Source organism: Candidatus Hepatobacter penaei, assembly GCF_000742475.1.
Classification (GTDB): domain Bacteria; phylum Pseudomonadota; class Alphaproteobacteria; order Holosporales; family Hepatobacteraceae; genus Hepatobacter; species Hepatobacter penaei.
In genome coordinates this window covers 170,700-190,583 of sequence record NZ_JQAJ01000002.1, presented here as the reverse complement: position 1 = coordinate 190,583, position 19,884 = coordinate 170,700, and the positions used below count along the sequence as shown (strand labels likewise).

18 protein-coding genes, 1 tRNA gene and 1 pseudogene are annotated in these 19,884 nt (G+C 48.9%); 9 read left to right on the top strand and 11 right to left on the bottom strand.

Annotated features, from left to right (window positions below):
- Positions 1-19: 19 nt before the first annotated feature.
- From IG82_RS0103030 to IG82_RS0103015, 4 genes are all read left to right on the top strand, one after another.
- Positions 20-724, top strand: a complete 705-nt coding sequence (locus IG82_RS0103030; protein ID WP_031934149.1) for a M15 family metallopeptidase — start codon at positions 20-22, stop codon at positions 722-724.
- A 196-nt stretch (positions 725-920) separates the two neighbouring features.
- Positions 921-1,736 (top strand): glycosyltransferase family 25 protein, encoded by an 816-nt coding sequence (locus IG82_RS0103025; RefSeq protein ID WP_156095336.1) that lies wholly within the window; start codon positions 921-923, stop codon positions 1,734-1,736.
- Positions 1,729-2,646: a glycosyltransferase family 2 protein gene (locus IG82_RS0103020; protein WP_031934147.1), complete on the top strand. Its 918-nt coding sequence runs from the start codon at positions 1,729-1,731 to the stop codon at positions 2,644-2,646. Before IG82_RS0103025 ends, IG82_RS0103020 begins: the two co-directional genes overlap by 8 nt.
- Positions 2,585-3,799: an O-antigen ligase family protein gene (locus IG82_RS0103015; protein WP_245591058.1), complete on the top strand. Its 1,215-nt coding sequence runs from the start codon at positions 2,585-2,587 to the stop codon at positions 3,797-3,799. Before IG82_RS0103020 ends, IG82_RS0103015 begins: the two co-directional genes overlap by 62 nt.
- 46 nt (positions 3,800-3,845) lie before the next feature.
- Here IG82_RS0103015 and IG82_RS0103010 read toward each other — a convergent pair whose 3' ends face one another.
- From IG82_RS0103010 to trxB, 6 genes are all read right to left on the bottom strand, one after another.
- Positions 3,846-5,198, bottom strand: a complete 1,353-nt coding sequence (locus IG82_RS0103010) for a lipase family protein (RefSeq protein WP_031934145.1) — start codon at positions 5,196-5,198, stop codon at positions 3,846-3,848.
- A gap of 676 nt (positions 5,199-5,874) precedes the next feature.
- Positions 5,875-6,492, bottom strand: a complete 618-nt coding sequence (locus IG82_RS0102990; protein WP_031934143.1) for a 50S ribosomal protein L25/general stress protein Ctc — start codon at positions 6,490-6,492, stop codon at positions 5,875-5,877.
- Positions 6,493-6,684: 192 nt separating this feature from the next.
- Positions 6,685-7,392 carry a ribonuclease III gene (gene rnc, locus IG82_RS0102985; protein ID WP_031934142.1) on the bottom strand — a complete coding sequence of 236 codons (708 nt, stop codon included), beginning with the start codon at positions 7,390-7,392 and terminating at the stop codon, positions 6,685-6,687.
- Positions 7,393-7,397: 5 nt separating this feature from the next.
- On the bottom strand, positions 7,398-8,189 hold the full coding sequence (gene lepB, locus IG82_RS0102980) for a signal peptidase I (protein WP_052545641.1): 792 nt from the start codon (positions 8,187-8,189) through the stop codon (positions 7,398-7,400).
- Positions 8,186-8,698, bottom strand: coding sequence for a holo-ACP synthase (acpS, locus tag IG82_RS0102975; protein WP_172642868.1), 513 nt, complete (start codon positions 8,696-8,698; stop codon positions 8,186-8,188). Before acpS ends, lepB begins: the two co-directional genes overlap by 4 nt.
- Positions 8,664-9,605 carry a thioredoxin-disulfide reductase gene (trxB, locus tag IG82_RS0102970; protein ID WP_082192023.1) on the bottom strand — a complete coding sequence of 314 codons (942 nt, stop codon included), beginning with the start codon at positions 9,603-9,605 and terminating at the stop codon, positions 8,664-8,666. The genes acpS and trxB overlap by 35 nt, the downstream gene beginning before the upstream one ends.
- Positions 9,606-9,826: 221 nt before the next feature.
- On the opposite strand from trxB, the gene dnaX reads away from it, so the two are divergent.
- Complete coding sequence (gene dnaX / locus IG82_RS0102960; RefSeq protein ID WP_052545639.1) at positions 9,827-11,560, top strand: DNA polymerase III subunit gamma/tau; 1,734 nt, start codon at positions 9,827-9,829, stop codon at positions 11,558-11,560.
- Between the two features lie 9 nt (positions 11,561-11,569).
- Complete coding sequence (locus IG82_RS0102955) at positions 11,570-11,899, top strand: YbaB/EbfC family nucleoid-associated protein (protein WP_031934136.1); 330 nt, start codon at positions 11,570-11,572, stop codon at positions 11,897-11,899.
- Between the two features lie 7 nt (positions 11,900-11,906).
- On the opposite strand, the gene IG82_RS0102950 is transcribed toward IG82_RS0102955, so the two are convergent.
- The 4 genes and pseudogenes from IG82_RS0102950 to IG82_RS07390 all read right to left on the bottom strand — a co-directional run.
- Positions 11,907-12,218 (bottom strand): hypothetical protein, encoded by a 312-nt coding sequence (locus tag IG82_RS0102950; RefSeq protein WP_156095335.1) that lies wholly within the window; start codon positions 12,216-12,218, stop codon positions 11,907-11,909.
- Between the two features lie 372 nt (positions 12,219-12,590).
- Entirely contained in the window at positions 12,591-13,094 is a 504-nt protein-coding gene (locus IG82_RS0102940; protein ID WP_031934133.1) for a hypothetical protein, read from the bottom strand.
- 235 nt (positions 13,095-13,329) lie between these two features.
- A pseudogene (locus IG82_RS0102935) lies at positions 13,330-13,817 on the bottom strand (SDR family oxidoreductase); the annotation flags it as partial.
- Position 13,818: 1 nt separating this feature from the next.
- A partial coding sequence (locus IG82_RS07390; RefSeq protein WP_408605313.1) for an enoyl-ACP reductase FabI occupies positions 13,819-14,228 on the bottom strand: 410 nt, incomplete at its 3' end.
- Between the two features lie 128 nt (positions 14,229-14,356).
- Between IG82_RS07390 and miaA the strand changes: the two genes are divergently transcribed.
- On the top strand, positions 14,357-15,376 hold the full coding sequence (gene miaA / locus IG82_RS0102925; protein WP_082192021.1) for a tRNA (adenosine(37)-N6)-dimethylallyltransferase MiaA: 1,020 nt from the start codon (positions 14,357-14,359) through the stop codon (positions 15,374-15,376).
- A 55-nt stretch (positions 15,377-15,431) separates the two neighbouring features.
- On the opposite strand, the gene IG82_RS0102920 is transcribed toward miaA, so the two are convergent.
- Positions 15,432-15,505 (bottom strand) — tRNA-Pro (locus IG82_RS0102920).
- 376 nt (positions 15,506-15,881) lie between these two features.
- Here IG82_RS0102920 and IG82_RS0102910 point away from each other — a divergent pair.
- Entirely contained in the window at positions 15,882-16,814 is a 933-nt protein-coding gene (locus tag IG82_RS0102910; protein ID WP_172642867.1) for a ribose-phosphate diphosphokinase, read from the top strand.
- A gap of 1,154 nt (positions 16,815-17,968) precedes the next feature.
- The gene (locus tag IG82_RS0102900) at positions 17,969-19,807 is read left to right on the top strand and encodes a hypothetical protein (RefSeq protein ID WP_156095334.1); all 1,839 of its coding nucleotides are present in this window, start codon (positions 17,969-17,971) and stop codon (positions 19,805-19,807) included.
- The last annotated feature ends 77 nt before the right edge of the window (positions 19,808-19,884 follow it).

The following is a 19,884-nucleotide window of genomic DNA, read 5'->3' as shown; positions in this document are numbered from 1 at the left end:
AAAAAGGGTCTAGCCCCTTATGTGCCCTTTGAAAACATGGCCAGAATCTTTTGTAGATGTGGGCAAAGCTTTGCCCCTGGTGGTGCCTGCGTTGCACTATGTGGGCCACACCAATTTTTTGGGCCGCCCTGTAAAGGGATATAGTGCACCGCGCATTTTGCTGACCCAAGAGGCCACCGATGCTCTGGCCACAGCAGCGCGACTTGCAGATCAAGAGGGGTTCAGGCTTGTGGTTTATGACGCCTACAGGCCTTGTAAGGCTGTGCTTGATTTTGTGTCTTGGGGCCAGCAAGAAGAGGATGCAGCCACCAAAGGTCTCTATTACCCGTCCTTTTCAAAGCAAGATCTTTTTACCCAAGGTTATATTGCCAAAGCCTCCGCGCATTCACGGGGCAGCACGGTTGATTTAACCTTGCTTGAGAAAGGTAAGGCCTCTCAGTTTGATCCGCGGGGGTTTCAGCAAGCATCATACACCCTACGTGATGGACGTCAGATTGTGCGCATAGATGATGGCACGCTAGGGATGGGGGGGCATTTTGACCTTTTTGACCTCTCTTCTCATCCTGACAGCAATCTGGTGGATGACGTGAGCCAAAAGCATAGAGATCTGTTGGCGTCTATGATGGCGCAGGCAGGATTTTTGCCTTTTGCCCAAGAGTGGTGGCACTTTACCTTAAAAGATGAACCTTTTCCTGACACCTTTTTTGATTTTGACATTGATTAAAGAGTAAGCACGCAAGTCACACCTCCCTTTTATTGTCAAAAATGCTATAGTTAACCCCAATGATCATGCATTGTTTGAGGTATACGTGCGTTGGGGCTCTCTTGTGGCAGGCCTATTGGCGCTTCTGGCCTTTGCCTTTTGCTTTGTGTTTGGTGGCTTTTTTGTCTTTAGGCATCGTGCACCCCGTGGGGCAGAGATGTCCCCCAAGTTCATACTCGGCTCTGTGGGTGGGTATCTCATCAATCTCGATCGTTCGCCTCATCGCCTGCACACAGCGTTGCCCCTGTTGGCAGCCCTCTCTTTTCCGTGCCATCGTGTGGCGGCCATTGATGGCAAACTCATGACACCGCAAGACATGTCGTCGTCCCTAGATTTGGTGGGGTTTCAAAAAATAATGGGCCGCTTGCCTGGTCGGGGTGAGGTGGCGTGTGCCCTCAGCCATATCAAAGCGTGGCGCGCATTTCTTAACTCTTCTTACGAACATGCCATTATTTTTGAAGATGATATTGATTTTGATCCGCGCCTTTTTGAAGAGACGGTTCATGCGCTTGTGAAAAAAAAATCTCTTTGGGACATTTGTAACCTTGATATTCGTGAAAAGGGTGAGAGAATGTGGCTGTATAGAAAACTCACCTCAGCCGGGACAAGAGAGCTGCGCATGTATTATCAAGGTGTGTATTGTGGCGATGCATATATCATCAATCGTCGTGCTGCCAAGCACTTGGTGGCCAAAGCTTTGCCTTTGGTGATGACGGTGGAAGACTATTTCGCGCGCGGGTGGGAGTTTGGCTTGCGTTATACAGCCCTTTTTCCGCGTTTGGTGTATCAACAATCAACGCCGTCTGTGTTGGCAGCGCAGCCGCGTGTGGAGCCGCAAGAGCACGAATATGTGTGGCCTCGCTTGGCGGCCTTATCAGGACGGATCTATCGTCTGAAAACGGGTTTGGCACGCATGATTTATGTGTTTGCGTCACGTTTTTCTGATGCAAAACCAGGGACAGGTAATGTCTAAATCAGTTCAGTTGAGCTATGTACTGACGGTCTATAACAAGGCTGAAGCGTTGCCTTTAGCCCTCACGTTTTTAGCGCGTGATCAATCTGATCTTGTGTGTGAATATATCTTTGTGGATGATGCCTCCACCGATGATTCTGTGGCCCTATTGAAAAAACAGACGCGCGGTTGGCCCCGTGTGGTGGTGGTGGAAAATAAAAAGAATAAAGGGCCCAGCTTGTGTCTGAATCAGGGCATTTCCATGGCACAAGGAGAGGCCGTGTTTTTGCTGGATGGGGATGATTTGTTGCGTGAAGGATCAACGGCCTTTATGTACCAGCAGCTCCGTCATCACAAGGCTGATTTTGTCTATGGCGGGTGGCGCCGGGTGTATGGTGTGCCCACCATGGAACCTTTGCCTGCTGACCCCGTGGTGCATGTTTCCACAGATCCTTTGGCGGGTGTGCTTGAATATCGCTGTGTAGGGATGGCGGTGATGGCCACGCGTGCGCTTCTTAACCGTTCAGGGGGTGCGGATGAACGTTTGTTTGTGCAAGATCAATCCTTGGCATTGCGCCTAGGTTTTTATGCCCATCGCTTTTTGTTTATCGACGCTATTGTGGTGTATGCCCCCACAACCACCAACGCCTTGTCGCACAACCTTGCCCTTCAACACCATGATGGGTTTTATGCGTTTTACTATGCACTCAACGAGTTTCAGAAAGAAGAGAGGCACCTTTATGCAAAAATGGTTTCTGTGCTGTGGAAAGCCAAACGGAGCAAGGTTTTGTGGTGGCCTTTTTTCCTCTTTTACACGTGGGTTAAGTGGTTTCAGCCCAAACCTCTGGCCATGGCCTGGCTTGAAAGATGTGCCCGCCGATTGCTGGCCCCTCAAGATCGCCACCTATCTGGCCGTCCTCGTTCCGCTTAGTTTCCCTTTCTCTAAGGTTGTGGCGGATATCGCTCTCAGTCTTGTGGGGTGTTTGTTTTTGTTCAACAGTTTTTGGCGCTGTGATTGGCAATGGTGCCGTCACTCGCTTGTGCGTTTTTTAGGTGTGATCAACGTTTATATGGTTGTTTCTGCCCTTTGTGCGCTCCAGCCTTCATGGCCATTGGTGATGAGCGCCCTGGCTTACGGACGTTTTTTTCTTTTATTTGCCGCCGTGGTTTTTTGGATCGGGCGACAGCCTTCGTGTGTGCGCGCAGTGATGACAGCTTCGGCCCTATCGCTGGTGTGTGTGGCGTGCGATAGTCTCTTTCAATATATCACAGACTTTTCTGTGTCGGGCAGGCCCAGGTTTGAGCGACGATTGACCAGCTTTTTTCGGCGTCCCTATGTGGGGTTTTTTATCAACACGCTTCTGTTTCCTGTGGGGTTGTTTTTTCTGCGCGCTCTTCATCGTTCCAGTACAAAATGGGCTCTTTTTCCATGTATGGGCGTATGCGTGATATGTGTGTTTTTGACGGGGGATCGTGCCCCTTCGGCTTTGCTGGCCTTGTCTCTTCTCAGTGTGGCAGGCATGTATGCCTATCATTACCCCACGTGGCGTTGGCCCATTTTTTTTGGCGGGTTATTCACCATGCTGGCGGGATACAGTTTTGCCATGACCCAATATTTGTTGAGCGGGCGCTTTTTTGTGTTGTTACGCGAACTTTCTGTTTTCAGCACGACATCCTATGGTCAATTGTTTAAATCCTCCTTTTTGATGGTGCGTGAGCATCCTGTCATGGGCGTGGGGTATAAGATGTTTTCTGTCCCCAGTCATGCGCTTTATGAACAGGGCCTAGTGACCTATGCCGGGCTTCATGCCCATAACTATTATCTGGGTTGGTTGGCAGAATTGGGGGCTTTGGGGTTGGTGAGTTTTTTCGCCCTCGTGGGTTTTTTTGTGCGGGCCGTGTATGTTTCTGATGTGCACGGCCGCGTTTTGGGCACGGGGGCTCTTCTTGTCATGTTTTGGCCCCTCACCACAACCATGGATTTTTTCAGCAGCGCAACATCAGTTATCAACTGGTACGCTTTGGCGCTTTTGATGGTGGCTGCTTCAACACACAAAGGAAGGCGCATTCATCCAGTCAGATAACAAAAGAGCCCTAGGGCCCAAAGACCGTAAGGCTCTTTAACAAAAACTAGTGGCGATACCCGAGTGCATTAAGGACAGCATTTTTGCTGTAGGCCAAGGCCTTGTGAACACGGTTCTCCATGTATACAGGCACTCGTTTGATGCCTTTCCAGACGTGCTGGGCAATGCCTTTTTTGGGCTGGGGGGCATAGGTATACCCATCCACCTTATCCAAGGCTTCAAGGGAAGCGCGATAACCTTTTACCTTATGCACAGCTTCCCGTGTTGGCAAAGGGAAAAGTTGACCAACAGGTTCGGCCTCTGGCAACAAGAAAAGCTCGGGCCTGACCCCTCTTAAAGGATTGACAGCCCCTGCATAGGGCACCGGATCATAATTTTGATAAAAATTATCAATCTTGTGGGAAAAGGCTTTGTTGATGTGTTGAGCACTTTGTGCATCATACGTCATCGGCGCCCCAAAGGTGGTGACATCGCCTAAATCAAAGAGTTGATTGATGTAGGGAATAGCCAGTTGCGCCGTAGCGCCACCTAAGCTGTGTCCCACAAGGTTAACCTTCATGCGCGATGTGGACGTTATGCCATTCTTAAGCGCGTGTTTTGAAAGAATGCGGATCACCTCAGGCAGCACAGCCTTGGTATGATTCAAAAAGCCATTGTGGACGCGGTGGCCCGTTTCGTCATCTATGGCCCAGGTGGCGTGTGCATCGATGAGCATGTCTGCCCCTGTTTTTGTGCCCCTAAAGATCACGTCAAAGCTGCCATCTTTCCGCGCCCGCACAAAGCCGGAACGCCGTTCATAAGAGGTACCAAACGTATAGATCTTGTGACCTTTCTTTTTTTCGGCCTTTAACAGACGTTTCCAGTCACGTCCTTTTTTGTAAGACATATCGCACAGATCAACGGCATCATGAATGGCTTCTTCAGGTTTTTGATCGATGATCGACAGGGGCCCTAAGTCATCTTCTTCTAAGGCGATAGCTTCCGCATAAGAGGGGAGGTTGTCATCAGGAGTTTGCCCTTCATCACCGCCTTCTAACGCTATGATGTCTTTAAAAGAGGGTGGGGTGTCCTCATTAAGGGCATTTTTTTCATTGCCCTCTTGGTCGCTGATAGAATGCGCATGGGATAGTGGTTCGGCTGAGGCCACGTCTTCGTGATTCCACGTTTCTGGCCTCAAAGCTTCCAGCGTCTTGTCATCAATAAAAACAAAGCCGTCTTCTTCATGCGACATGTCCCTGATAGTGGGCGTGTCTATGGCCCCTGGCTTGGTGGGAAGATGTGAAGGCACCTCAATTTGTTGTGAGATAAGCGCAGCAACGGCATCGCTAGCCCGGGCATAGAGAGGCGTGAAGCCAACAAAAAAAGCCGCGCTCAGAAGGCAAGAAGCAAAAAATCTCATAAAATACAATACGTTACGTTGTGATAATAAATGTGCGCAGGAATATCCTACATGTCAACACTATACATCTACACATAAGATATAAGGAGTCAGGATGTGTAATCATTTGAATGATTGGGCTTTTTGTGCACAAAATATGGGCAATCTTGTGTAAGAGAGGTGGGGGTCATGCCATCTCATGGAAGAGGAGGAGTGGCAAACTCAGAAGAGCGAGGATGTCCTCATAAAGACTGAAGGAGCTTCCATCAAGGGCTGTGGGAGAGATATCAAGAGTTGTGGGAGAGACATAAGAAGGCTGCGGGGTCTTAGACCAACCCAGCAAATAAGACGGGGGGTCTTTTTGATGCGGGCTTTTTGAGAGGAGGCCTGCGAAGGGCAGGCGGGCAAACAAAGGCTTTACAACCTCTCCGCCTGCGTGATGTGTGCAAGAATGGCACGACGCAAAAGGCCAAAGGGCTGAAACACGGGTGTTTATAAGCCTCCACGTAGGCGATGTGTGTCACGACAGCCATGCCCTCTTTTCAAGCGTGCCTGGCAAAGAAGCAAAAGGCAAAAAAGGGGTTAGATAAGAGCCTTACATCCCCCCCCTCTCAATCTATGTGTAAAAAAACACACCGAAAAGAATAAACGTTTTTGCCGGGCAGTGGGGTCTGCAGGGGATACGCAGTGCAGCGGGTTATTCGCTGGTGGTCCCTTCGTTTTCTTCTGTTTCCGATTCATCCTTTTCCGCCGCAGGAGCCACAATGTTGGCCAGGGTGGTTTTGGGTTGTAGGCGCAACACCTTCACAGAAGAGGGAATATCAATATCCTCAAGGTGAATGGCGTCACCCAAGGCCCGATCTTTCAGCGAGATCACAAATTTTTCTGGAATATCCTCTGCGGGCACAGAAACTTCAAGCGCCTGATGCACAATGTTTAAGATGCCGCCCCTTTTGATGCCTGGGCATTGATCTTCATCTTCAAAAACGAGGGGCACAGTCAACACAATGTGGGCCCCTTGGGAAAGGCGAAAAAAATCTACATGAGACGGTGTGTCTTTGACAGGGTGAAAGGCAATATCACGCACCAACACTTTTTGCGAATGCTTGCCATCAATGTCGAGAACGTGGACGTGGTTGCGAAACGAGGGCTCATCCATTTTTTTGTCCAAGGCCTTGGCGCATACAGATACAGCCTGCGGCGCTTCTTCACCGCCGTAAATGATGGCCGGCACAAACCCCTCACGACGCAATGCGCGGGCAGACCCTTTGCTTCCCACATGTTCTCGGACACAAACCTTGAGCGCGGTGGACATAAAAACCTAGACTCCTATAAAATGCATCTTCTAAGGCTAATGCAGCGGCGTTCAAAAGTCAAAACCTGCCTGCAAAAAACGCGTTTTGCCTGAACAAAAATGGGGAGCGGCGTAAGGACGAAGCCAATGTTAGCGGAAACCCTGTGTGAGGGTGGGCTTGATGACATAGATGATGGGGCGCGTTTTTGGCTGCTATGGCTTGTATACCCCGTGCTTTTCAAGATAGGCCAGCATGTCCTTGGCGGCCTGTTTTTCTGCCTCACGTTTAGAAGAGCCCGAAGCGTGCATCGAAGGCCACGCCTCATGTTCAGCAGCAATGGTTAGCTCAACCTCAATGCATGGGCTGTGTGCGGGGCCCGTTTTGGATGTGACCGCATAGGTGGGCAGAATGCCATAATGTTTTTGGGTCCAGTCTTGCAGCATAGATTTGCTGTCTTGTTGAGGCCGCGCCGTTGTGGCCGAAACAAAGGGTTGCCAATGCTTGTGAATAAACGCGGTGCATGGGGCTAGGCCAGCATCAAGAAAGAAGGCACCAATCAGGGCTTCAAGACCATCGCTCAACACTTTTCTTTGCAAAGGATTGGTCTTGTCAAACCGAAGGTAGGCAGCAAGATTGAGGTTTGTGGCCACCTGATAGAGCGTGTCTCGATTGATCAACTGGCTTAAGTGAACGGCCAGGTGGCTCTCGGGGCTGTGGGGAAAAAGACGATACAGCTTTTCGCTGATCACCAGGTTGAGCACACGATCCCCTAAAAATTCCAGACGCTCAAAGGCAGAAACGTGGGGCTGTGGGCTTACACTCTTGTGCAACAGGGCGTCTTGGAGAAGTTTTTTATTTTCAAAAACATACCCCATGTGTTGTTCACAGGCCTGCACGTCTGGGGAGCGTTTGTGGACCATGGCTTTTAAGAAATGGTGTTGGCAATACGGCCAAAACGCGCTGAGGGAATCCACTTCCAAAATTCCCACCACGAGGCCCGGCCATCTGTGGAGAAAAAGATAAGCGCTGGCTTGCCAATCAAATTGTCCTCAGGAATCAGACCAATGGCATGGGTAGCACGGCTGTCGGTTGAACCGTCCCAATTGTCACCCATGACAAAGTAATACCTTTGCGTCTTACCTGTAGGTACTGTGTAAACCGGGGTGTTATCAAAGGTGTTTTGGCCAAAGGGTAGCTGTTTTAAAATGGTGTAGGTTTTACCACCAGGTAAGGTGACCTCATACAACGTGCCACGCACCGTTTTTCCATCTTGATCTGCCCGCTTATGATAGGGTTTGAGCTTTTTCATAGCTAAAGCTTTGCCATTGAGATAGAGGCGCCCCTCACGCATTTGAATGGTGTCACCCGGCACGCCCACCACGCGTTTGACGTAATCAACTTTAATGTTGTAGGGAGAGCGAAACACCACGATATCGCCGCGTTGAGGGGAAGAGAAGTTAAAAAGACGTCCCTTCATGCCAGGAAGCATGTAGCCAAAGGGAATGGTAAATTTAGAATAGCCAAAGCTAAAACAAGACACAAAAAGATAATCGCCCACCAGTAATGTGGGAATCATAGAGCCAGAGGGAATCACAAAAGGGCTGAAAAGCAAAAAGCGAATAGCCAAAGCCAGTGCCGCCGCTTTGGCAAACGATTTCGCAGATTCCAGGGTGGTTTGGGGTGTTTTTTCTTGGGTGTGTGTAGAAGGAGAATTCATAATTTTGACATAACAACAAAAGCCTGCACGTAAGGGTACTCATCAGAAAGGCTTAAGTCCAACCTTATTTTTTTTGATTCATGCTGTGGCCACAGAGTGGTGAGCACATGTTCTCTCACATGGATGTTGGGCGGCCCCTTAAGGCCATTTTCAAGGGTCATATCGTGAAAGGAGAGAAAAGCGCCAATGCCCACGCCTAAGGATTTAGAGCAAGCCTCTTTGCTGGCAAACCGTTTGGCCAGTAGCAAAGGAGGGGGGGTATGCATGTGGGGAGCGTTTTGTTTCGTGTTGTGCGCGGTGTCTTGGGCCACTTCTTGTTCAGACGAAATGCGCCGCCAAAAGGCCTCAGGAAATTTGCGTACCACGCGTTCAATGCGACGGATATCCACAAGGTCTGTCCCAATGCCTAGAATCATGCCTTGCCTCTGGATAAGAAAGCGTGTATCGGCATCACCCTGATGGCACAGCGCGTTTTCATGCGCAGCTACGTAGATAACGCTCAGCGTCAAGAGCAGCCATGCACCCTTGGCCTGCAGCGGTGATGGCCTGGCGATAGACCTTGTCCCGCACATCTCCGGCGGTAAAAACACCAGGAATTTCTGTGTGCATGCCAGGGCTTGTGCCCACGACATAGCCTTCGGGATCTAAGGCAATATGGCCTTTCAAGAACCCCGTATTAGGTGTATGGCCAATGGCGATGAACAAGCCTTGAATCGGTAAATCTGACACATGGCACGACTTTGTGTTTTTGAGCGCAAGGTGTGTGATGGTTTTCATGGGTTTCTCTTGGCCTTTGATGTCTTCCACCACGTGGTTCCACAGGATCTCAATGTTTGGATGCGCCTTAAGCCGTTTTTGCAAGACGTGCTCTGCGCGCAACGTATCGCGTCTGTGAATCAGAATTACCTTTTTCGCATGGTTGGTCAGGAAAAGGGCTTCTTCAACAGCTGTGTTGCCGCCGCCAACAACGGCCACCACCTTCTTTTTAAAAAGGGGTCCATCACACGTGGCGCAGGCAGACACACCAAACCCACGAAAGTCCTTTTCACTCTCAAGCCCTAGCCATTTCGCGCTGGCGCCGGTGGCCAAAATGACGGCACTGGCTTGGTAGAGTTTGTCTCGTGCAAAAAGGGTGTGGGGGCCTTGTCCCTCAGAAAATTGGACGTCGGTGATGGTGTCAGTCACAAGGTGCGTGCCGGCATGCTGGGCATGCTCACGCATGTGTTTCATGAGGTCAGGGCCTTCGATGGCCAAAAAGCCAGGAAAATTTTCTACATCCTTGGTGATGGTGAGCTGGCCGCCTGGCTCGGGGCCTTGAATCAAAAGGGGAGATAACCCAGCCCGGGCCGCATAAATGGCGGCTGTGCATCCCGCGGGGCCTGAGCCAAGAATAATCAATGGATGGACTGTCGACATAACCATAAAATCTCAAGACATTGAGCCAAGCCTACCATGTTCTGCGCGAAAGTCACAAAATTTATCCCCCCAAAGGCCAGATCGATCATGCGGTGGCCATGACCGTGCCAAGGTGCGTGGCATTTCCCTACAACGCACCGGTGGTTGTCCCCCCAAAGGGTGCCTTTATCTTGGGCTTTTTTTTCGTTACCATAGGGTGAGGTTTGTGGTGAGGTCCTGAGATGTCTGAATCCTATCGCGTTTTGGCGCACCGGCTGCGTCCGAAGCGTTTTCAAGATTTGGTCGGGCAAGATATTTTCATCACCCTGATTCAAAAAGCCTTCCTCAAAAAGCGGTTGGCCAGCGGGTTTCTGTTAACCGGTATTCGTGGCGTTGGCAAAACCACCATTGCGCGGTTGTTGGCTAAGACCATGAATTGCCAGAATCCCCTTCATGAAGAGGCTTCTATTGAGCCTTGTGGTCAGTGCAGCTCATGTGAGGCGCTTGATGCCGGGAATCACACCGATATTATGGAAATGGATGCGGCCAGCCACACGGGCGTAGACGATATTCGCCGCATTTTAGATACGTGCCAGTATACGCCGCTTCAAGGCGCGTATAAAATCTTTATTATTGACGAAGTACACATGCTTTCCAAAAGTGCCTTTAATGCCCTGTTAAAGACATTGGAAGCGCCACCTAGCCACGTGAAATTTATCTTTGCCACCACAGAGGTAGAGAAAATACCCCTCACGGTGATGTCGCGGTGTTTGCGTTTTGATCTCCGGCGCATCGATCGTCGCGTCATGTTCACCTATCTCAAAGAGGTGTGCGAGAATGAGTCGGTCGAGGTTGAAGAGGCGGCACTTCACCTGATTGTGGAAGTATCGGACGGTTCCTTAAGGGATGCGCTTTCCATTTTAGAGCAGGGGTTGTTATTGGCGCACCAAGATGAGGGGTCGCCCCATATATCGGAGGCAGCGATGCAAACCCTTTTGGGAATGCAAAGCACACAGAACATCCAAGACACCCTGACCGCTGTGCTGGAAAAAGACGCCGCAGCTGCCATTCAGACATGCAGGCGCTCCTATGAAGGGGGCAGTGATCCGGTGATGTTTTTGGATCAAATGGCCACCCTTGTATATCGGGTGTCTCTTGTGAAAACAGCCCAGATGACTTCCTTAGATGATGCCCTTTATCGCCACTTTCAAGATCAAGCTTTTTTAGCAAAGGTAGCGCAGCATTATGAGCTTTCCGTGCTCGGGCGTTTATGGCAAATGCTCCTCAAAGGAAGGCAAGAATTGCTTCATGCTGCTTTTCCACAACAACATTTTGAAATGCTGCTGATTCGATTGGCCTATGCCAGTCAGCTGCCGACGCCTGAAAAGTTGTTTACCCTTTTGCAGCAGGAAAGAGAAGAGGTTAACTCACCTCCAAAGGGGGGGGATTCCTTATCGCGTGATCCGGATCAGGGGCATAGGCAGCACGAAGTTTCGCCTCGCGCCTCTTCAGAGCGCGGAGGTTTGTCGTTGCAGGCCACCCCGCCTTTAAAAGATGTGGATGAGGTCCTTCAAAAAGCAAACAGTGCCTCCACCGTTTCTTTAGAAAAAAGGGTTAAGACAGGGCAAGAGATTCTTGATTTGCTGCACCAGCATCGTGAGGGGCTTTTGCATACCCACTTTGTCAAAGGTGTGGAGGTGGTGTCTCTTGACGATCCTCATCTCACCATCGCCACGGTGGATTTGCCGACTTCTTTTTCGCACACGCTGCAAACGTTTTTATCTTCAAAAACAGGGCGCCCGTGGCGCGTGGAGGTGACAGATAAAAAGGGTGAGGTGTTGACCCTGGAGGCGGCGCGCGCGCAGCAAAAACAACAGGATCAAAAAGAAGTCGAATCCTTACCCTTGGTGAAAAAGGCGAAGGATGTTTTCGGACCCGATGTCCGTGCTGTTGTCAAAGAAGCAAGACCGAAATAAGGAGAAATCATGAACCAATTTCAAGACATGATGGCCAAGGCACAGGCCCTTCAATCTCAGATGATGGCGGCTGAGGAGAAGGTGAAAACCCTCACAGCCACGGGCGAATCGGGCGGTGGCCTTGTGAAGGTGGTGTTATCAGGCAAGGGGGTGATGCAATCCATCACCATCGACCCATCTTTGATCAAGCCTGATGACAAAGAGGTGCTTGAAGATCTGATCGCTGCTGCCTTCACCCATGCCCAAAAAAACATGACCGCCCTTGTGCAAGAAGAAATGCAAAAAGCCACCGGCGGCCTATCTTTGCCGCCAGGGGTCAAATTGCCGGGCATATTTTGAGCACCCCTCAAGAGATTTGACAGCTCTCCTCTTTTGCCATTGTTTGTGCCAAAGCTTGTGCTAAAAGCTCCATGGAAGCCTCCTCAGGGTTCTCACCGCATCGATTATAGCACATAAACTTTGCGTCTGTCGCGATGACAGAAAGGACAGATACTGCCTCCCCTCTGTTCCATCGTTGCCAATGGCTTCCGACGTCTTTATCGTGACGAAAAGAAACAAGAATAAGCTTGTTTCCCTGAAAGGCATTTATGATAGATTTGGCTAACGCATCTTCTGGATAGCTGATAAAAAGAACGTTGCGATCAGAATAGTGGTTCATGGCGTCACGTGCTCCTCTTTTCTCTACGTCTGTGTAGCATGGGCCAAAACCACGATAACCGGGATTAAGGTCAGTGGCCACAATATCAAGACCTTGTTGTTGTAAAAAAGCCTCTCACAACCCATTGCCGCTGCACACAGCAAGCACTTTATCGCCTGGAGAAAGAAATGCTTTGATAAGCTTTGCGTGCGCGAGCAGGGGCACGTTTGTTCCGTAGTGTTCAGTAAAAAGATTGTACATGTCCTTCAAGGAGCCTTGGTGCAAATCTTTCATAACAAGCAAGGCGATAGGTGTGAGAAAAGGGACCGCATGTTTATAAACTTTGTTAGTGATTTTGTATCCCTTTGCGAGGACCTCTTTCAAATGATTGGCTTACTCAAGTGTTTCTTCTTGTAACGCCCGTGTTTTTTGAAAATCTTCATCGCTAAAAAAGTTGGCATCTTCGCCAAACCTCTGAAATCTTTCTTGGGTGCAAGTAGGATCGATTGCTAAACTGCGAGCAAATCCTTTTTCCTGCATCTGTTTGTTGAAGGTTTCTACCTTATCGTCACGTTGGCCCAAAAACACCTGGATGCATTTCCAGACTTGAAGAAGGCCCTTGTTGTCTGCAAATTCACCACGCCTGACTTTGGCGCGAAGGGTGCTTATCAGTGTTTCCTTGATCATCAGGTCATCTGCCTCTGTCAAAGAAGGAAGTGCAAGCGGCCCAGAAAAAGTGGATTGATTGTGCCTAAGCTCCTTTTGAAGCTTTGTGGCCAGCAGACGTTCTCCACGTGGTGTGTTTGCCAAGGGGCGATCAACCCATTCAATCTCAGGATCTTTGGCCCCCAAAGAAGAAGAAAAAAGAAACATGGATAAAATGATAAAAAGCATCATAAAACCTCTCTAAAGTAATAGGCATTTTTTTAATAAAATTTTCTTATAAATTCAACTTATTGTTATATTTTTATCATTCTTTTATAAGTTAAATTTTGATGATTATCTCTTAAAAATGATTTTTTGACACGGGCGTGTAGAAGCAAAGAACATAAGGGGAAGTTGCCCGTTTTGGTGTGAACAAAAGGGGCAGGCCAGAAAACAGGCAGGGCTTAACAAGGGGAGGATGACAGGTCTAGGCTGTGAGGGCGTGGATGTCAGGGGCATCCGGGCGTTTCATGCCCACCACGTGATAGCCGGCATCGACGTGATGAATTTCCCCTGTGACGCCGCTGGAGAGATCGCTCAGCAGATAAAGCGCAGATCCTGCAATGTCTTGCAAGGTGACATTACGCTTCAGAGGGGCATTGAGTTGGTTCCAGGTGAGGATATATCCAAAATCACCAATACCAGAAGCCGCCAGGGTTTTGATAGGACCGGCGGACAGACCGTTGACGCGAATATTGTCAGGCCCTAAGTCTGTGGCAAGATAGCGCACACTCGCCTCAAGCGCAGCTTTGGCCACACCCATCACGTTATAATGCGGCATCACCTTGTTTGCGCCATGATAGGTGAGGGTGAGCAAACTGCCCCCTTCTTTCATCAACGGTTTGGCATGACGCGCGATAGACGTAAAGGAAAAACAGGAAACATTCATGGTGTTCATAAAATTGGCATGGCTGGNGCGCCATGATAGGTGAGGGTGAGCAAACTTCCCCCTTCTTTCATCAACGGTTTGGCATGACGCGCGATAGACGTAAAGGAAAAACAGGAAACATTCATGGTGTTCATAAAATTGGCATGGCTGGTGTCCACATACTGGCCCTTGAGCTCATTTTTGTCAGAGAACGCAATGGCATGGACAATAAAATCAAGGGATGACCATTTCTGGGCAAGGGATGTAAACAGACGGGCAATCTGGGTTTCATCAGCCACATCGCACGGAAAAACCATATCACTGCCTACCGTGCTGGCCAGCGGGCGTACGCGCTTTTCAAAAATGTCACTAGGATAGGTGAATGCAAGCTCGGCCCCTTCTTGATGAAGTTTTTCTGCAATGCCCCAGGCAATGGAAGATTTATTGGCGACACCCATAATCAGGCCTTTCTTGCCTGCCATGATGCCAGATTGTTGATGCGTGCTCATGTTGTTTCCCTTTAACCATCCAAAATGTTTGGTAAGCTTTATGATGAAAAAAACATCGTCAAAATGCAAGATGTGATATGACAACAATGTCAAAATCCTTAGATGGGCTGGTGATCATCGGGCCCACAGCAAGCGGAAAATCAGGCCTTGCCCTGATGTTGGCGCAGCGCTTGGATGGCGTGATTATTTGCGCTGACAGTTTGCAGGTTTATGCAGGTCTGCCTGTTTTGACGGCACAAGCCACGCACGAAGATCGTCAACAGGTTTGCCACAGGCTGTATGAAAAACAGGCGCCTTCTGATCCACCGTGCTCGGCTGCCTTATGGCGGCGCTGGGCCCATGAGGCCGTTGGCCATGTGCGTGCAGAGGGCAGGTTGCCCATTCTTGTGGGCGGTACAGGTTTTTACATCAAAAGTTTTCTTGAGGGGCTGGCACCGATGCCGGATGTACCGCATGCAACGGTGCGTGATCTAGAAGGGCTAACAACCGATGTGTTGGCAGAAAAACTTTGTGCAGCTGACCCTGTGATGGCAGGGCGTATTCACCCTTCTGATCGGCAGCGTTTGGTGCGTGCCCTGTCTGTGTGGCAATCGACAGGCCACTCTTTATTATTTTGGCAAGGCCAACAACCTAGTCCTTCCTCTCATGCTTTTCATGTGTGTGCGTTGAACCCACCTAAGGAGGTGGTCAATGATCGCATCCATCAGCGTCTTCACCAGATGTGGGATCAAGGTGTTGTGGAAGAGGTGGCCCACTTTGCACAAACATATCTCGCACCGATCACACCTCAAACCACCAGCATATGTGAAGATAAAGTGGTGTTATCTACACGTGCGTGTATGGCCCTGTTGAAAGGCACACAAAACGTGTCATGGCCGCCCATCACCCAGTGTCTGGGGTTTGCAGAGATTTTGCTGGCCGTGCACAAGGTCATATCAGAACCTTATGCACAAAAGCTGGTGGCCTTGAGAACGCGTCAATATGCCAAAAGGCAGCGCACATGGATGCGTCACCAGTGTGTGCCGGATTTTTTGGTAGAAGATGCATCCGATAACACCGTCGATGCCCTTATGAAGCAGCTTGTAGAGAGCCGCTGAGCAAAGATCTTTGGGGACGCCAGGGGGCAAGGGGAAAAGGCACATGCAAGAAACGTCGGAGTGAGAGGACTTGAACCTCCGGCCCCCGCCTCCCGAAGACGGTGCTCTACCAGGCTGAGCTACACTCCGTAGCCTTTGTATACTGCGGCCTATACAGAAAAACAAGGCTCTCTCTTATGGGGTTGGTGCGCGGAGGACAAGGGGATGGACGCCAAAAAACAGTTCTGGCGCTTCTGACCCACGTGTGGCAGCCATCACGTCTGACCTGTTTCATTGCTGCTTAACACAAGATGCTGACACGAGGTTCCCGCTTGTTCATGCGAGGATGTTTTCATGATCCCCCATAAAAATGTGAGAGAGGTGGTTGATTTTTTGTTTTTTTTAGACAAACTTAGAGAGCTCATCTTGGGGGAGAGAGGATGTGATGTCGCGAATAACGGGGTGGTTTTTTGTCATTTGTATGTTAGCCTCCACCTCTATAAATCCTGCATTTCTTTCATGCCACGTGTCTCAGAATGTGCCTGTTTTGCTTTTTGGCTCTTATGCGCCTCAGTGGCAGGGGTTATCTCACACACTCAATACGTATGATATCCCTTGCGTCTTGGGTCGCTTTCGTAATGGGGAGGTGTCTGTTGAGGTCAAGGAGAGCACAGAAAATAAAGATGTGGTGGTGATTCAGTCTGTGTTTACCCATGAAGGGCTGATGGAGTTGTTGCTTGTGATTGATGCCCTCAAGCGTGATGGGTGCAAACGCGTTACGGCCTGTTTGCCTTATTTAGGTTATATGCGTCAAGATAAGCGGGTGTATGCTGGCACGCCTATTTCTGCGCGCTTGCTTGTGAAAATCCTTGAAAGTGCAGGGTGTGATCGTTTTATTGTGTGTGATCTTCATGCCAAGCAGATAGAAGGGTTCTTTGATCGTCCTGTGCGTCATATATCGGCGATGCCTCTTTTTGAAGAGGATATTCGTCAGCGCTTTGGTGAGAAAGATCATGTGGTCATTGTGTCGCCAGATAGTGGTGGCTTGCACCGGGCGCGACACTTGGCTAAACGCCTGAAAGTCGCTTTGGCTGTTGTCGATAAATATAGAAAACGTCCTGGCCAAAGTGAGGTATTGCAAATTTTGGGTGATGTTGCAGGCAAAACCTGCGTTATTGTGGACGACATGGTGGATTCAGGGGGCACCCTCATGAACGCCGCCACGGCCCTCAAAGCCTTGGGCGCGCGCGAGGTGCATTGTTACTGCACGCATGGGGTGCTTTCCCATCACGCGGTGGATAACATTGCCAAAAGTGCGGTTGATTCGTTGACGCTATCTGATTCGTTGCCTGTGGACTCATCAGGGCAGAAATTACGCTTTCTCTCTGTGGCGTCCCTTGTGGCCCAAGAAATCATGCAAAGCACGGCCAGCCCACAAGAAAATACAGAATCCACATAACCCAGCCTAAGCTGACATGCCTACGTGGATAGGCTGTGTCGCTCTCCCCCTTGTGTTGGTGGTAAGCGTGCATTTTTATATTGAATATCTGAGATAAAAATGTCATTGCATGTGTGATGCTTTTTATTTTGTTTTTATCTGTATTTGTTGTGGTTTTTATTGATTCGTGTTTGAAAAAAAAGATTTTTCTTTGTCTTGTGCTGGCATGCTTATTACGGCGCGCTTTTTCTTGCATGGCCTGGCATCACAAGGATCAAGATCCGGGGGCTGATGGCTTGCTTTGGGCTACCCCTGTTTGTGCGCAGCCGTTTTCCTGGGATGACGCTTTATCTGTTCCGCAAACAAGTTTGTGTCCAAAAGATGCCTTAGTCACATGGAATGTGCCCAAACCGTCAACAGAAATATGGAAACAGAGCTATCAAAACTTGTGGAAACCTTGGTTTTCTCTTTGGAGGAGAGAGTGGTTTTCCGTAGATGTCCGCCCCGATGAACGCATCACGAAGATGCTTCAAGGGGATGCTGAGTCTTCATGCCGAGAGAGAAGAAACCTTGCCTGGTTATATGGCACTCTATCTGATGTTCTTGAAAAACCTTTGCAAGGATCTCATGCTAAACAGAAAAAAGGGAAGTCGCGCGTCTTGTTGGCTTCATCCTCAACTTCTTGTCAGCAAAAGTGTGGGCGGCATGTCCTGGTCCGCCAAAAAATAAGCAAGGGCTGTGGAGGCAGGGGAAAAAAGGCCCAGCTTAAGGCTCTTGTTCCCAAAAACACGAAGGGGCAACCCCCATGTCCCTGTAAAGCAGGGCATGTGGGTCAAAAAAAAGGACAGAAAAAGATTCATGTATGCCAAAAGAAGCGTATAAGAAAAGAGCAAGTGCACAAGAAAAAGAAAGCGATTTCTGTTACATAACGTGGTGATGCTGTGTTGGTTTTTGTTTTTTTTTAGGGTGGTGTTTTGTTTTGTAAGGTTGTGTGTATGATTTTTGTTTTTTTATTATGGGTGCTTGGTTTCTGTGAAGCCCATGCTTTCGATCATGATAAGAATGAGGCCAGCGGGTTTATAAAGGCTATAGAAAGCGTTCCGTCTTATAAAGACCTCAATCAGATTCCTGATGATAAAATAAGCTCTTATCAGACTTTTTTAAACAGGTTATCAATGCTTAAAAGACTAGAGCCCGGAATTGAGAGCCCTCTTTCTTTTCTTGAGCAGCCACTGGATGAAAATGCTGGAGGAGGACACAAAGCCGTTTTTCGCCAAAAAATTGGAGACCTAAAGCGTCAACTTGCCTATAAGAAAAATTTTTATAAGGGACAGTCTGATCTGTACATTGAGGACCAAATTCTCGAGCCCCTGTCTCGTCTCATTGTGTGCCATCGAGAGATTGAGCTTTGCGTTCAAAAAATTTGTTTTCCCCATTTTTGTGAACCTTTAAGCAATCATCCTGACTGTTATGAAACGAAGGCAAAAAAAGAGAACCTGCTTAAGGAGTTTAGGTCATTTCAGCCGATCTACCATGCTTTTGCCCAGAAAGTGATCGATATTCTCACATGGCGGGGACAGATGAGTTCAAGCCAGACTTATGGTGTCTTTTATGAGGATAAAACCAATTCAACGGGTGTGCGCTATCGCTTTGTTTTTTTTAAAGACAACAATGCGTTAGATGTGTTTTACGTTGCCCCTTATTTACCTCTTTTTTCCTGTTCTTTCTTACCTATGTCGTTTGGAAAAGATACGGATCAAATAAGGGAAATGTATTTTCAATATGGTCGTCGCGTGGAAGACAAGGCCCTTATTATAGGCAGAGATGCAAAAGACATTTTTTGTGCACCCTATCTTGGGAAGTTCTCACACCTTTTAGAGGATGGTCGTATGCTGCCCCCCTTTTGCAAGCAGGAGACAACACATAGAAAAGGGTTAGTATATCACAAACAAAAAAAGACTGGCCTTTTGCATGCAACCCATCCCATGTTGTCTATTTTGAAGGATGAGTTAGATAAAAGTGCCGCAGTCTATCATAAATATTTATGCGCATTCGGCCAAAATATTTCGCCCCATGAAGTGGCCGGCACGATTGTGTTGCCTGTTGAGCTGGTACCGCAACATGAGACGCTGTATACTCTTCTCTTTCTAGAATACCTCATGGAAGAAGCAGGTGAAGAAGTTGAAACACAAAAAAGGGACGTGCAGGGGGCGATTCAGGGCAACACACCACAGCCGAGCGCCAAGGTAAAGGGGAAGAGTGGCAGAAAAAAAGCCTCCAAACCCATTAAACATGAAGGGCAGTCTGGCTCAGCCTCACCTGGTGCATCTGATGCCAAGGAAGGCGCCACCCAAAAAGATGAACATGGGCTCAACCCCTCTCCCGCGCTTTCTTCCAAGGCAGCATGGTTAGAAGCTAAAGAAATGCAGCGACTCATCGAGGAAGCCTCACAAGCCAAGATAGAAGAGCTTCACCGGTCGTTAGCGCAAGAACTGAAAGAACAGGTGAAAAAAGATTATGCCCAGAGGATCGCCAAAGAACAGAAAGAAAGGCAAGAGGCGGTCGCAAACCAACCATCAGCCGCCCCTGCGCAAAAAGCTGGCAAACAAACGAAAAAGGGTCGCGCGCCTCAAGGGGGAGCTCATAAAAAAACACCATCAAGCTCTGGTAAAGATCTTCAAAAACACCAGGAAGCTATCATTGATAAGATCGTGGCCGAGGAAAAAGAATCTGGGCGGATCAAATATCGTGTGGCGCACAAAATATTGGGCAAGTTGATGATGCGAGGTCAGCAGGAGGCAGATGTGATCACACAAACCCAAGGATCCCACACTGTCATCCATACGGAAGGAGGTCAATCTGTGACGGTTCCCAGAAAGCATGGCCAAAAAGATGCCACCATCCCCACTAAACGACTGAAAAACTGGATGTTTGGCGTGCTCAGAAGTGTGGGTTCTTCTTTGAGAAAGGGAAGATCTGAAAGCACAAACCCAGAAAATGCCATAAGTGGATAACGCTAAGGGATCACGATAGAGAGAGAAAAGATTGATATAAAGAGGCCTTTCTTTCACAATGGGAGAGACATCTGTAC

Excerpts from the sequence above, each read along its gene's own strand:
- IG82_RS0103030 (WP_031934149.1), top strand. The coding sequence starts at position 20 with ATGTGCCCTTTGAAAACATGGCCAGAATCTTTTGTAGATGTGGGCAAA.
- IG82_RS0103025 (WP_156095336.1), top strand. The coding sequence starts at position 921 with ATGTCCCCCAAGTTCATACTCGGCTCTGTGGGTGGGTATCTCATCAAT.
- IG82_RS0103020 (WP_031934147.1), top strand. The coding sequence starts at position 1,729 with ATGTCTAAATCAGTTCAGTTGAGCTATGTACTGACGGTCTATAACAAG.
- IG82_RS0103010 (WP_031934145.1), bottom strand. The coding sequence starts at position 5,198 with ATGAGATTTTTTGCTTCTTGCCTTCTGAGCGCGGCTTTTTTTGTTGGC.
- IG82_RS0102990 (WP_031934143.1), bottom strand. The coding sequence starts at position 6,492 with ATGTCCACCGCGCTCAAGGTTTGTGTCCGAGAACATGTGGGAAGCAAA.
- rnc (WP_031934142.1), bottom strand. The coding sequence starts at position 7,392 with ATGGTCCACAAACGCTCCCCAGACGTGCAGGCCTGTGAACAACACATG.
- lepB (WP_052545641.1), bottom strand. The coding sequence starts at position 8,189 with ATGAATTCTCCTTCTACACACACCCAAGAAAAAACACCCCAAACCACC.
- trxB (WP_082192023.1), bottom strand. The coding sequence starts at position 9,605 with ATGTCGACAGTCCATCCATTGATTATTCTTGGCTCAGGCCCCGCGGGA.
- dnaX (WP_052545639.1), top strand. The coding sequence starts at position 9,827 with ATGTCTGAATCCTATCGCGTTTTGGCGCACCGGCTGCGTCCGAAGCGT.
- IG82_RS0102955 (WP_031934136.1), top strand. The coding sequence starts at position 11,570 with ATGAACCAATTTCAAGACATGATGGCCAAGGCACAGGCCCTTCAATCT.
- IG82_RS0102950 (WP_156095335.1), bottom strand. The coding sequence starts at position 12,218 with ATGAACCACTATTCTGATCGCAACGTTCTTTTTATCAGCTATCCAGAA.
- IG82_RS0102940 (WP_031934133.1), bottom strand. The coding sequence starts at position 13,094 with ATGATGCTTTTTATCATTTTATCCATGTTTCTTTTTTCTTCTTCTTTG.
- miaA (WP_082192021.1), top strand. The coding sequence starts at position 14,357 with ATGACAACAATGTCAAAATCCTTAGATGGGCTGGTGATCATCGGGCCC.
- IG82_RS0102900 (WP_156095334.1), top strand. The coding sequence starts at position 17,969 with ATGCTTAAAAGACTAGAGCCCGGAATTGAGAGCCCTCTTTCTTTTCTT.